9 protein-coding genes, 1 riboswitch and 1 other annotated feature are annotated in these 13,546 nt (G+C 42.1%); of the genes, 6 read left to right on the top strand and 3 right to left on the bottom strand.

All coding sequences use genetic code 11. The annotated features are described in order from the left end of the window. Positions 1-173 precede the first annotated feature (173 nt). Positions 174-545, top strand: coding sequence for a hypothetical protein (locus tag A8F94_RS09935; protein ID WP_066199141.1), 372 nt, complete (start codon positions 174-176; stop codon positions 543-545). Between the two features lie 67 nt (positions 546-612). Here A8F94_RS09935 and A8F94_RS09930 read toward each other — a convergent pair whose 3' ends face one another. After that, positions 613-1,011 (bottom strand): lipoprotein, encoded by a 399-nt coding sequence (locus A8F94_RS09930; RefSeq protein WP_066199139.1) that lies wholly within the window; start codon positions 1,009-1,011, stop codon positions 613-615. Positions 1,012-1,301: 290 nt separating this feature from the next. Between A8F94_RS09930 and A8F94_RS09925 the strand changes: the two genes are divergently transcribed. Continuing rightward, on the top strand, positions 1,302-2,165 hold the full coding sequence (locus A8F94_RS09925; protein WP_066199136.1) for a hypothetical protein: 864 nt from the start codon (positions 1,302-1,304) through the stop codon (positions 2,163-2,165). Between the two features lie 214 nt (positions 2,166-2,379). Then, positions 2,380-2,461, top strand: a riboswitch (cyclic di-GMP riboswitch). Between the two features lie 29 nt (positions 2,462-2,490). Next, entirely contained in the window at positions 2,491-5,124 is a 2,634-nt protein-coding gene (locus A8F94_RS09920; RefSeq protein WP_066199133.1) for a PxKF domain-containing protein, read from the top strand. Between the two features lie 172 nt (positions 5,125-5,296). Here A8F94_RS09920 and A8F94_RS09915 read toward each other — a convergent pair whose 3' ends face one another. Beyond that, positions 5,297-5,827 carry an HXXEE domain-containing protein gene (locus tag A8F94_RS09915; protein WP_066199129.1) on the bottom strand — a complete coding sequence of 177 codons (531 nt, stop codon included), beginning with the start codon at positions 5,825-5,827 and terminating at the stop codon, positions 5,297-5,299. Between the two features lie 101 nt (positions 5,828-5,928). Then, on the bottom strand, positions 5,929-7,824 hold the full coding sequence (gene shc / locus A8F94_RS09910; RefSeq protein WP_066199127.1) for a squalene--hopene cyclase: 1,896 nt from the start codon (positions 7,822-7,824) through the stop codon (positions 5,929-5,931). 102 nt (positions 7,825-7,926) lie between these two features. Here shc and A8F94_RS09905 point away from each other — a divergent pair, with 102 nt between their 5' ends. The 3 genes from A8F94_RS09905 (at position 7,927) to A8F94_RS09895 (ending at position 13,501) form a co-directional block, all read left to right on the top strand. Continuing rightward, positions 7,927-9,063, top strand: coding sequence for a DUF2515 family protein (locus tag A8F94_RS09905; RefSeq protein ID WP_066199121.1), 1,137 nt, complete (start codon positions 7,927-7,929; stop codon positions 9,061-9,063). Positions 9,064-9,482: 419 nt separating this feature from the next. Next, positions 9,483-9,708: a binding site (T-box leader), on the top strand. 45 nt (positions 9,709-9,753) lie between these two features. Beyond that, positions 9,754-11,436: an arginine--tRNA ligase gene (gene argS / locus A8F94_RS09900; RefSeq protein WP_066199118.1), complete on the top strand. Its 1,683-nt coding sequence runs from the start codon at positions 9,754-9,756 to the stop codon at positions 11,434-11,436. Positions 11,437-12,544: 1,108 nt separating this feature from the next. Next, on the top strand, positions 12,545-13,501 hold the full coding sequence (locus A8F94_RS09895; protein WP_066199116.1) for a PstS family phosphate ABC transporter substrate-binding protein: 957 nt from the start codon (positions 12,545-12,547) through the stop codon (positions 13,499-13,501). The last annotated feature ends 45 nt before the right edge of the window (positions 13,502-13,546 follow it).

The following is a 13,546-nucleotide window of genomic DNA, read 5'->3' as shown; positions in this document are numbered from 1 at the left end:
GCCCTCCATTACATTACGTTCTTCTGTTCTATGAAATTCAACATAAAGCATCGTAATCCTTCTTGAAAGTTTGTCAGGTTCACATGCTTTATGAGAAAATTATATAATAGTACATAATTTGGGGTTTTTAAGAAATACGATGCTATAAAGGATTCCGTAAGCAGGTTGGGGTGTTGAACATTTTAAAATTTTTAAAAACATTGGCTTTAATTATTTTTGGATTTATTCGCTTTATAGTCATGTTCGTATCGTTATTCGCAAGTGTGTGGTTCTTTGTAGTCGCTATTTTTAGCGTAATTGTAGCAATTGGCGGGGACCAGAGTGATTGGATGTATGCATTGAGGCAGTACCTCTATTTTGTTGGCTGCTCGGTCGTGCTGGGGGTAACAAATGATATCGAAGAAAAAATCAACGGAGATCCCTATGATTACCCGCTCGGCTGTTTAATAGAATGGTATATTCTCTTAATGTTCGCCCATTACGAGCTTCTAAAAAAAATTGTTATGAAAATCGTCAACATATTCAGGCCTAACCCAGAAGCCTAGTTACAAAATGACAAAAGGGGGGACAGTTTTACTTAGGTCGCTAAGTAGAACGGTCCCCCCTTGACTGCTATTTCGCGTTGACAAATTCCAATTGATTTTCTTCATTTAACTTTAAGGTCACCCATGCCCTTGCTTCACTAATGTCAACTCTTCGTGTAGTCCGAGGATTTGTTCCATCATTCTTTTCACTATATTCGAGTGCTATTTCAAGCTTGTCCTTTTTGGATAATGGAACATCAAACCACACATTTTCCCCATTACTAAGTGCACTTCCATCTGCGTTAATTACGCTTTCACCGACAATTTCTCTTCCATTTACATACTGAACCACCGTAATATGCTTGATCGTTGGCGACCCAGCCATTTCCACAGAAATCCCCTTGCCATGTTGTTCAGCGGTCTTCCCTTTTCCAGCACATCCAGCCAGTACGATTGCTGCCAAAAGTAACACCAATACCTTTTTCATGAAAAAGCCCCCTTTTAATAAAACGAAATTTACACCCTATTACATCTTAACACTATGTACATAGAATATCTATATACTTAAAGTTCTACTTTGCTAAAAAATAACTACTCTTAAGGCTGGTTAGAAAATATAAAGTCTCAAACTTTTATATCGACATGAGACACTTTAGCGGAACCATCGTCAATTTAATGAATACGTTTCTTAAGTAACCAGTACGGCAGCCTGATCGCTTTACAGGCTGGCAATCTCACAAATTCAAATTCGGAAAAAAGGTCCAGGAGGGCAAACGAATGAGAAGGTTAAAAGTTTGGGGACTGGTGGCTGCTGTAGCGGGATTGCTGATTGGGATTGCAGCCTGGTGGGAAAAGACCGAGGCAGAAGTCCGTGCCGAACCTTTAAACCAACATGAAGCCTATGTATACACCGACAACGCCAGGATTTACTGGTTTGAGCTGGATAGCCGAAAAGGGGAAATAGAAGGGTATTTTCACAATGGCAAACTGATTGAAGAAGACGGGGAGCCGCCTTCACTTGTGAGACAGAGATACCGCCTGACTGGGAAGAAAACCGAGAATGGCTATGAATTAACAGTAAATAAAGACGGAAAAATGATTACCTATGACATTGCATTTTCTGGACCACATCTTTCCGTAAAAAGACACGGCGACCCGGAAGCAATCTTGTACAATCCCGTTAATCAAAAGGAACTCGATGAATACGTTATTGCGTTACTAGATTATAATACCGAGTCAAAAGAAAATGAGCAGATCCGGCAATTTTTCAGTGATTTAAACAGTATGTACGGATATCTTTCCTTCTCAGGGGAAGAGCATCAGCTGTTCATAAAAATCGATGAAGCCTTGCAGCAAGGTGAACTGTCGGGCTCTCTACTCATCATGACTGACACAGGAGATGCCAACACACCGTACAAAGGAACCACATACAATTTAAACGGGATAACTGACGGAAAAATAGTTGAATTCTACACCAATGTAGACGGAAAAGACGTAAAGCTGGAAGGCGAGTTTCAAGGGGACGCAACTAGTTTCACCCTGTCATTTTGGACAACAGGCGAAATACTATCCTTTACAGCTATAAGAGAAGAAGAATTCAAGCAATATTACGAAGAATTTAAGAAGAAGTCACAAGATTAAGAGGGACGGATCTCATACCCATTAGCGACTCTCTGACTAACAAGAACCGTCACGTTAGCCTTTTGTCGTTTTTTATCGTTCATTGTCGACTAGAAAAGGTTTATTTCAACTTCAGTTTAAACTATAATTTCCTCATAGATATTGTTCGATATAACGAATTATTCATGTTGTATCCAACCTTGTCTAGTTGATACTATACATATTTTATTAGGCTCTATGATTGGGAAGCGATGAATTATAGCCTGTAACTGGACACTTGGGCTATAAGGAGCTAGTAGTGTAACCGGCCCTCTTAGTTTGTAAATCTGAGAGGAGAGGCGAAAAAATGAAGAGAAAAAAGAAATCCAGCTTTAAGAAAAAGGCTGTAGCTTCACTAACTGCCCTTATGATTTCTGGATTAATACCAGCCGGAGTTGCGTTGGCGCAGGGGGAACTTAAGGCTGAACTTGTCGCAGAGCAGGGTACTATCATCTCAGGAAAGCCCGGGGAGACTATAATGGTCCCTATAATGATTTCTGTAATTCCATTCGGAACAAATGAAACAAGTGCAGTTACTGTAACTGCAAATTTTGATGGAAAACCTAGCAAAACTGTTTCTTTTAAAGCCAATGAACTTAATGTGAAGAAGCAAGTAACCCTAGAGTACACTATTCCTATTACTGCATCAGGGACAGTTACACCTAGGGTGAATATGACCTCCACTGATGAAAGTGGAAACGATAAAGTAGTAGATGAAAAGGCTGATAACGTAAATATTAATATTATTCAAGCTCCAGCAGATACCACAGCACCTATTATCACACTCGAAAACCCACTCAGTGGTTTTTACAACGCCATCACACTCCCAAACCGATTTGCATTTACACTTGATGAAGCTAGTGAAGTATTTGTGAATGGTGAATCAAAAGGTGCATTACAAACAGGAAGGCAAGAATTAGATTTACCTGTAGCTTCACAAGGAAACAATACAGTAACCGTTTCAGCCAAAGACGCTGCCGGCAATGAAAGCGAACCAGTGCGCTTTACGTATTTCTATGACTCTATTAATCCATTAGTAACGGCATCTGCCGATAAAGATCTAAATGAATATGGCTGGTATAACAGTGATGTACAAGTATCTTTTAAGGCTTCTGATGTTAATGGTTCAGGCGTTGCATCAGTCGATGAACCAGTGACAATCAGTGCAGAAGGAGCAGATCAAATCATTACTGGTAGTGCAACTGACAAGGCTGGGAATGTAGGCACAGGAAGTATTAGCCTTAATATTGACAAAACCGCTCCAACTATTAGTGGCAGTACAGACAGGAATGCTAATTCAAATGGTTGGTATAACACAGATGTCACGGTTAAATTTACAGCAGATGATAGTTTGTCTGGTATAGCAAGTTACACAAATCCAGTTACATTAGATGAAGGTGAGTCCCAATCTGTCGAAGGTATTGCCGTTGATAAAGCTGGTAACTCTAAATCTACTACTGTATCCGGTATAAATATTGACAAAACCGCTCCAACTATTAGTGGCAGTACTGACAGGAATGCTAATTCAAATGGTTGGTATAACACAGATGTCACGGTTAAATTTACAGCAGATGATAGCTTGTCAGGTATAGCAAGTTACACAAATCCAGTTACATTGGTTGAAGGTAAGGACCAGTCTGTCGAGGGTATAGCCTTTGATAAGGCTGGAAACTCTAAATCAACTACTGTATATGGTATAAATATTGATAAAACCGCTCCAACTATTAGTGGCAGTACTGACAGGAATGCTAATTCAAATGGTTGGTATAACACAGATGTCACGGTTAAATTTACAGCAGATGATAGCTTGTCAGGTATAGCAAGTTACACAAATCCAGTTACATTGGTTGAAGGTAAGGACCAGTCTGTCGAGGGTATAGCCTTTGATAAGGCTGGAAACTCTAAATCAACTACTGTATATGGTATAAATATTGATAAAACCGCTCCAACTATTAGTGGCAGTACTGACAGGAATGCTAATTCAAATGGTTGGTATAACACAGATGTCACGGTTAAATTTACAGCAGATGATAGCTTGTCAGGTATAGCAAGTTACACAAATCCAGTTACATTGGGTGAAGGTGAGTCCCAATCTGTCGAGGGTATTGCCTTTGATAAAGCTGGCAACTCTAAATCAACTACTGTGTCCGGTATAAATATTGATAAAACTGCTCCAACCATTTCTGGATCTGTTGACCGGCAGGCCAATGAAAATGGCTGGTATAACAATGATGTAACTGTCACCTTTAGGGCTGATGATAGCTTGTCCGGGATAGCAAGTTACACAAAACCAGTTACATTAGGTGAAGGTAAGGCCCAATCAGTCGAGGGTAATGCTTTTGATAAAGCTGGGAACTCTAAATCAACCGCTGTTTCAGGCATAAATATTGATAAAACCACTCCTGAAATCTTAGGTGTTGAAGATGGCGCTACATTTACCCTTAACCAAGTTGTCAATTGGACCGCAAGTGATTCACTATCAGGGCTTGTAACTGAAGAAAGCGGTACAATAGATACTAGCAAAATTGGAACATTCACTGTAAAAGCTACAGATAGAGCTGGAAATACAGTTGTGAAAACCTATACCATTGTCTACAACTACAGCGGAATCCTCCAGCCAATCAACCAGAACGGATCCAGCATTTTTAAAGCTGGCAGTACAGTTCCGGTGAAATTCCAGCTAAGAGATGCCCAAGGAGGATTTGTTTCATCTGCAATTGCAACAATTAGTTTTAAGAAAGTAGGTGCGGAAGCTCAAGGGAATGTAATAGAGGCAGTTTCAACTAGTGCAGCGACTACTGGAAATCTTTTTAGATACAATGCTACTTCAAATCAGTATATCTTTAACTTAAGTACAAAGGGGTATGAAAAAGGTCAGTATAACATCACAATTACACTGAATGACGGAAAATCATATACAGTTGAAATTGGTCTTAAATAGAATCTTCAAAGAAAAACCACTCTGCTATAATAGAGTGGTTTTTTTGAGGACTTCATTTGCATCAAATCAATGCCTTGATAATCCATCTCAAGGTAACTTACTGCAAATTAAGTGCACTAAGTAATCCCTCTTATTAACCAACACGATTACAGTAAAAGTCCTGGGCCAGTCATCAAATAAAATACCGGCCTAACAGATTGCCAACTAGGAAAACCATAATCATAACCAAACTAACCGGAAGGCTGATGAATAGTAAATGCCAGTCCAACTTTCCGTTTTCGACTAAAAAAAAATAGGTAACGAGGCAGTAAGGGATAAGGAGGAGCAGTGACGTTAGGATGCCTGGTGTGTAGCCCTTGAACATAATGGTTTGAACAATATGCATGAATGCCTGCAAAACAAATAAATTAAGGATGGCTATAAATAAAAGAAAACTCCCTCCCCTGGATGTCATCACTGTAGTGAAGGAGATAATCAGTAAAATCCATGTAGCCGAAACAGCCAGCTCGGCAGCAGTCGAACCTAGTTTTTCTCTCATTCTAACTGTTTGTTCGATGAAGTTCGTTTTCGGATAGATGTTTTTGCTTGCAGCCATGGATGATTCGATGGTTATGATTTCTTCTAAGTCATGGAAAATAAATATGATGGGAAACAGCCAAATTACTGTTTTAAGATCCAAAAATGGATGGAGGGCCTCCAGCATCTTTTGTCTGCCTCCTTTTAGTGGGTGTTGTGGTTTGTTCATTTTATGGGACGGGGTAAAAAAATATGCCAAGGGTCACTCAGGAGATTATTTGAATATCCTTAATTAAATTCCTTACCCGTTAGTAGCTGCCCACCTGCTAATTTTTGATAATGGGCCAGGGCGATCAACGGAAAAACATATTCATAACAATGATAATTGAGGTAAAAGGAGCCTGCCATGCCCCTTCCTTTTGGGTAGGCCGTCGTCCACTCTTTTTCCTTCCTATCTATTAAAAAAGCTGCACCGTTTTCAATTTCAGGTGTAACTCCAGTTGCGGCCGAGATGAGGGTGTCAAGTGCCCAGGCAGTGTGAGTGCGGGTGCTTTCGCCCAATGGCACATACCTATTTTTGATATCACTTTTACACGATTCTCCCCAACCCCCATCGGGATTTTGAATTTTCCGCAGCCAGGTGAGAGCCTTTTGAATAGCTGGATGATTCGGGGGAACCCCAACTGCAACCAATCCGGTTACAGCTGCCCATGTGCCATAAATATACACGCCCCATCGCCCAACCCAGGAGCCGTCCGAAATTTGATGCTTTAACAGCCAACTAATTCCATCTTTCACCATCGGATGGTGAAGGTCCAAATGGGTATAGTTTCCGAAAAACTCCAAAGTCCTTCCCGTTAAATCAGCTGTCGACGGATCAATCAATAAATCTTTTCCACCCTCTATCGGTAACAAATTCAGTACTTTCTTATCCACATTCTTTTCGAAAGCCGCCCAGCCTCCGTCATTGTTTTGCATCGAAATGAGCCAATTTACTCCACGGTTCCATGCCTGCCGACAATCGACTTGCTCTGTGGCCAAAGTACGGATCGCCCTCAGTGCAGCTGTTGTGTCGTCGATATCTGGGTGGATTGTGTTCAGGTCCGCAAATCCCCAGCCTCCCGGGGCCAGGTTCGGTTCATGAATGACCCAATCCCCGTATTTAAGATGCTGGCGGGAGAGAATATAATGATTTGCCTGTTGAACAGTATTGGATGAATAGGGGAGCCCGGATTCTTGCAGCGCAACATTAATTAAAGCCGTATTCCAGACCGTAGCGGTCGTGTACTGGCAGTGAAGTTCTCCGTCAATCCGGCAAGTCATCGCTTTTAAACCTTGGACGGCACGAGTAATCACTGGATGTGTAGTCGGATACCCCCTCGCCAGTAAGGCATAAATCATGAGAGAAGTCGAGCTGAAATAATTTAAAAAGGTACCGTCCGGTTCGATTCGGTCCAGCATATATTTTTCGGCTCTATATAATGTTAATTCGCGAAGGTTTCCATGGTATTTCAGACCCTGAATCCCCTGTTTAATCCATTTGATCACCGAACGGGTCTCTTCAGTTAAATCCTCTGCAAAAAAACGAACCTCTCTTTTTTGAAACAAATCGGACAGATTGGGCGAGCGTTGCGTTCTCTTGCGAAAATTAGTGTTAGCGAGAATTAAAAAGGGGATAAGGTTCGCTCTGCAGTATACGGAGAGGTCAAAAAGATTAATTGGGAAGGAGTCGGGTAAAAGCATTACCTCTATATTAATGGGGAAGTGCGGCCACTCGCATTGTCCTGTTACGGCCAACAAGATTTTCAAAAACATATGGACTTCCGTGGCCCCTCCGTTGGCTAAAATAAACCTTCTTGCTGCCACGATTTCCCGGTCTTTTGGATTCCGGTAGCCAGAATAAAGAAGGGCATAATACGCTTCCACTGTGGATGTCAAATTTCCTTTTTCCTCATCATGAAACAGCTTCCATGACCCGTCTTCCTGCTGTTTTCCGGCGATACGTTTCACCAATTCTTTTATGAACTCCTCATCATCTATCTCCAATGTCCGTAATAAAATAATCATACTGCAGTCTGACGCGATACCGGTCTCGAAAGGATAACGCCAGGCCCCGTCCTTTGATTGGTCCTGAACCAACTGATTAGCGATTTTGTTCATTTCCTTGTATGCCCGGTGCCTCATATGACCCATCCTCTCCGAATATTCATCTTTGTATTCATATTCCGTGGGCAATATGAATATGCATTCCTTTGAAGGGGAACCGATACACTCAAATAAAGGGTGATGCCGTTTTTGCTGGACTCTTTCTCAGATGTAAAAAAAGAATTGAAAAAAAAGATGAAAAAGCAATCTTCCGGCGTTCTGCCCTGTTTATCAGAAAAAGATAAACAACGTATTCACCTTATAAAGGAACAGACGAGACTACTTAACCAAAACAATGTAACACGGACGCAAGCTTATTTTCAGTTTTATCTTCAGCACCCCGAAATACATTGGGCCCTTCTCGGACATATGGTATCGCGAAACGTCGGATGGAACATGACGGATTTAAAAGGAGAGTTGCTTACAAAACTTCTGCCTGAAGGAGACCAGAAAGCTATTTTTCCCTTTTTGGAACGCGGCAGCTGGTTGATCTTTCAAGATGTGTTTCCTCAATTTTTGGTTTATGACCTGAGTATGAGAGGCAGCCGAGAAATGTTCCATCTCTTACCCTTTCTTCACATCTCCACCTTCATGGAATCGATGTGGCGTTATTTTTGGCGCAGTGGGGATAGCTATACATTGGCGATTGCAATGGTGATAAATGAACAAAGCTATTTGGAAAAAAGGTTGATTCAAAATAATCATTTCAAAAAGACCGTAACAGGTACAGTCAGCTTTAAAATGTATGACTTTTTGCGGCTCAATAACATTCTTTTTCCCTACTGTTCAGGGGAAAAAAGCGAGAAAGCTTCACTTGCCGGCGTCACTTCCCGGTATTTTACTTCGCTCCACGAAAGGATTTTAGTCGGCAAAGAATTGTATTCCCTTCTTTTTCAGCGTGAAAAGATTCTAGGGCAGGTGTTGAAATGGGCGCATGAACACCCTCATACCGGCTCGCGGAAAGATTATTGGCCTGACTTATTTAATGATGTAAATGAATCTTATCCTCGATCGCTTTACAAGCGGCGGGTCAAGAATTGCGAGTTGAGGAAGGGTGCTGAGCGGCTGTACAGCCCGCCTTTAAAATACGCCTGGCCGAATACCCATCATGAAGGTGCGGAGAGAGGGGATTGGTTTGAGGATTTGAATGTTCTGGATTATATTCATAAAGAGGTCAGTATGGACGGAGAGATTTTAACGAATTATTGCAAAACCCTTGAAACAATTGAACTTGCTGTTATGGCGAAGGAAGCCCTTTTGTTTCGGGAAGAAGAATAATTTGCGAGAGGTGGTCCCGATACTGTTCAAATGATAGCAATGTGGAAAGATTCAAGCAGTGTTGCTGACACTGGTATGTACCTTTGTAATTGGGATAATAGGCTCGAGATAGTTTGGGGTACTTATAAAAATGGGGTGCGTTAATCCGGGAAAGGATTAACGCTATTTTTTGTGTATTATCTTATCAAACGAGGGAGATGAATATCGATGTTTACATATAATCAACCACTTTGGACTGTTTGATGTCAGTTATTGAAGTGTCTGATTTGTGAATAGGGGCGATAAATGCTTCATTGAGGGCGATAAAATTTGCCGTGGGTGAATCTCGCCTTTACCTGTCCGGGCAACCTCTCTACAAAAAGAACCGTCCCTGTTGTTGCCATTTTCAATTAAATGGATATAATAGAGAATAATATACGCGAATATCGATGATGAAGAGAGTAGTTGTTTGTGGTGGCGAAGCGAGCCGGGGAGGGTGGGAGCCTGGTGCGAAGCAAATGATGAACCGCACTTTTGAGATGCTGTCCTGAAGAGAGTAGGGATAGCCGGGGAGAGACCCCGTTACGAATGTCGAGTGGTTTTTGCTGATGGGCAAAAACAAGCAGAGTGGTACCGCGGGAATGGAATCAGGCTCCCGTCTCTTTTTTAACAAAAAGAGGCGGGGGCTTTTTATTTTTGGAGGGAAGAGCGATGAACTTTAAGACTGGGTTTGCTGACAACCTGTACAGTGCTTTAAACGGGCAGCTTGAAAAAGACAAACTGATTCTGATGATTGAAAAACCGAAGTTCGAGAACATGGGCGACCTCGCTTTTCCATGTTTCGAGCTGGCGAAGCTGCTCCGGAAATCGCCGCAGAGCATCGCAACCGAACTAGCAGAGAAAATTGAAGCACCACTTTTTGAAAAAGTAGAGGCGGTTGGCGGCTATGTGAATGTGTTCCTCAACAAATCACTAGTTTCACAGCAAATCATTCAAAAAGTCCTTTCTGAAAAAGAACACTTTGGCGACAATAAAATCGGCAATGACCAGATGATGACGATCGATTTCTCATCACCGAATATCGCGAAGCCATTTTCAATGGGGCATTTGCGGTCGACCGTCATCGGCAATGCCCTTGCGCTGATCGCCGAAAAATCAGGCTACCGCCCAATCCGGATTAATCATCTGGGCGACTGGGGAACCCAGTTCGGTAAGCTAATCGTTGCCTATAAAAAATGGGGAGACGGAGCTGCCGTCAGAAAGCAGCCGATCAAAGAGCTGCTGAAATTGTATGTCCACTTCCATGATGAAGCCGTAAACGATTCAAGTCTGGAAAACGAAGCCCGCGCCTGGTTTAAAAAGCTGGAGGAAGCGGACGCGGAAGCCATCGCTCTCTGGAAATGGTTCCGCGACGAATCCCTGAAGGAGTTTGCAAAAATCTATGAGTTATTGGGAATTGAGTTTGACTCCTATCACGGGGAAGCCTTTTACAATGACAAGATGGACAGAGTTGTCCACATGCTTGAGGACATGAAGCTTCTCGAGGAATCAGAAGGGGCGCAGGTCGTTTCGCTCGAGGATCTCCCGCCATGCCTTATTAAAAAAAGCGATGGCACCACTCTTTATGCGACTCGCGACCTGGCAGCGGCCATCTACCGGCAGGAAACCTACCAGTTTGCAAAATCACTGTATGTGGTCGGCAATGAGCAAACGCTCCACTTCAAACAAGTATTCGCCGTTCTCGAAAATATGGGGTTTGAATGGCAAAAGGGAATGAGCCATGTTCCGTTTGGGATGATGCTAAAGGACGGCAAGAAAATGTCGACACGGAAAGGGAAGGTTGTCCTGTTGGAGGAGGTCCTAAATGAAGCAATCTCACTGGCCCTTGACGATATCGAAAAGAAAAACCCCAACCTTACGAACAAAGAGGAAGTTGCTCGCCAGGTCGGAACAGGGGCCGTCATCTTCCATGACCTGAAAAACTTCCGCCAAAACGATATTGAATTCTCGCTCGAAGACATGCTGCGGTTTGAAGGCGAAACCGGACCATACGTTCAATACACCGATGCCCGTGCGTCTTCGCTTCTAAGAAAAGGGGATTTCAAAGAAAACGATGATAGCATCAGCATCTCGGACCCGGAAGCCTGGCCAATCATCACAAACCTTATGGGTTTTCCGGAAGCAATCAAACGTGCAATTGAGGACTACGACCCGTCCCAAATCGCCAAGTACGTCATCGAGTTGTCCAGAGCGTTCAACAAATACTACGCCGCCGTTCGAATTCTTGATGACAGCGAGCTGAAACAAGCAAGACTCTCGCTCGTATATGCAGTGAAAATCACTCTTCAAGAGGGACTGCGACTATTGGGGCTGCAGGCGCCGGAAGAGATGTAAAGCAAAGGGTGGACAGTTCTAATTCGCCAGATTTATTTATCTGGAGAGCCACCAGTAAATAGAATCGTCCCAGTTTAGGGGGGGAAACAACTAACAAGGTTAGCATGCTCACCCCTTGTTAATACGCAATTTCCTCCGACTGTGAAGTTTATTCTGTTACTTCAATTTGCCCATAATAGAAATCTTCGAGTTGTTTGGGGTCAGGAAAATAGATAATAATAGACATCTGTAACACCTCCTTGTCAAAGCAATATAACCCTTTCACGTAAGATGTCAATAATTTATTGCGATTTTTCTGCCAACTATGACTCTTATAATAATCGCAGAAACAATTCCATCTTATAGTTGATTTGGAGCAATTACTAACACTGTAGCCGGCGCTTATTCAGTGGCCCTGGCTTTACGGAAACCTTCTATATGTATTAATGGCTACGAATACACTAAAGATGATGATAAGGAAAGAGATTAACCAGGAATTAATATTTTCGAACTCATTTTTGTAATGCAGAAATTCTGGATTAAATATGTTAGGAGTTAGTAAAACCATAGAGAAAATCACTGTTGTGGCGAATTCAATAAGGTATTAACGACTGCCATTCTTTTTGTCCATTGTCCTTTAATGAATTTATAGATTGCTAGTACAATTTTAAAAGCGATAAGCGCTACAACCAATGGCCAATATTGAAGCCAGATGTCTCTTGATTGAATACTGGTGCGATGAATGTTAATCATCGTTCCGCTTTCATTGATACCGATGAGCTGGTTCGCATAGAAGTAGAGCGTTACCCATATTGCGGTCCACAATAATCCGAAAAAGCATTTGATTTTACTGGGTTTACCTGTACACGATTTACTTTGCGGCTTTCCTACTTGGCTGGACCGGATGATAAGAGTAAATGAAGAAATGTATTAGGAATGGGTAGGTAAAGAGTTGTAACCAAGGGGATTCATTGGCGTAAGAGGAATTGTTTAAGCTTAGGTATCATTTTTTCATCCGATAATTTACTGAACATTTACAATTATTTGCAATAACTTCATTCTAGCTTAAAACTCCCCCTCTATAATGAAAGATGTTGGAAGAACATTTGATACTAGGGGGAATTACAAAATGAAACTTTACAGAAAAATGGGACTGGGCCTGCTGATGGCAGGAGTAATGGCATTCACTGCTGCTTGCGGGAACGACGACTCAAAGGCCAGCGGCGCAAAAAATGAACTTGAAGGCAGCGTTGTGATAGACGGTTCTGGAACAGTTTATCCGTTCATGGCGAAAATGGCTGAAAATTATATGGATAAAAACGGTGATGTATCAGTTGAAGTAAGCCGGGCTGGAACGTCGGCTGGTTTTAAAAAATTCCTAATCGAGGATGGAACAGATTTTAATGATGCATCCAGGACAATTAAGGAAGAAGAGCAGGCCAAGGCAGACGAGCTTGGAATCGATGTTCAGGAGATGAAGGTTGCGCTTGATGGTCTCACATTTGTCATCAATAAGGAAAATGACTGGGCTACTGAGCTGACCGAACAGGAAATCATCGATATCTTCCTGGCAAGCAAGGAGAAAAAGAAATGGTCCGATGTACGACCTGACTTCCCGGCTGAAGAAATTAAAACATATGGACCGAATGAAAACCACGGAACCTATGAATTTATGTTTGAAAACATCCTCGACGAGCAGGACCTGCCAGAAAATATTAACCTGCAGCAGGATTATTCCACTCTCGTAGATCTTGTTTCCAAAGACAAAAATGCAATTGCATTTTTTGGCTATGGATACTATAACAGCAATAAGGAAAAGCTAGCTGCAGTTAAGGTGGATTTTGGGAACGGCCCAGTTGAACCTTCATTGGACACTATTGCAGAAGATGGAGAGTATGCTCCATTTACTCGCCCGGTATTTACTTATCTAAATGTAGGCCATGCAAAGGAAAAGGCACAGGTTCTTGATTACGCGATTTATACGATGAAAAATGCCAAGGATGTGGCAGCGGAAACAGGCTTTGCCCCATTATCTGATGAGGATGTAGAATTGGTCCTAAAGGAACTGGAAGCAGTCAAAAAATAACCTGGCCTTAATTAAAGGCAGCATATCCCGCTCTACAGTAATTGC

This window comes from Bacillus sp. FJAT-27225, from assembly GCF_001685025.1.
GTDB lineage: Bacteria > Bacillota > Bacilli > Bacillales > Cytobacillaceae > Bacillus_D.
The sequence above is the reverse complement of the archived record's forward strand: the minus strand, read 5'-3'. Positions and strand labels throughout refer to the sequence as shown.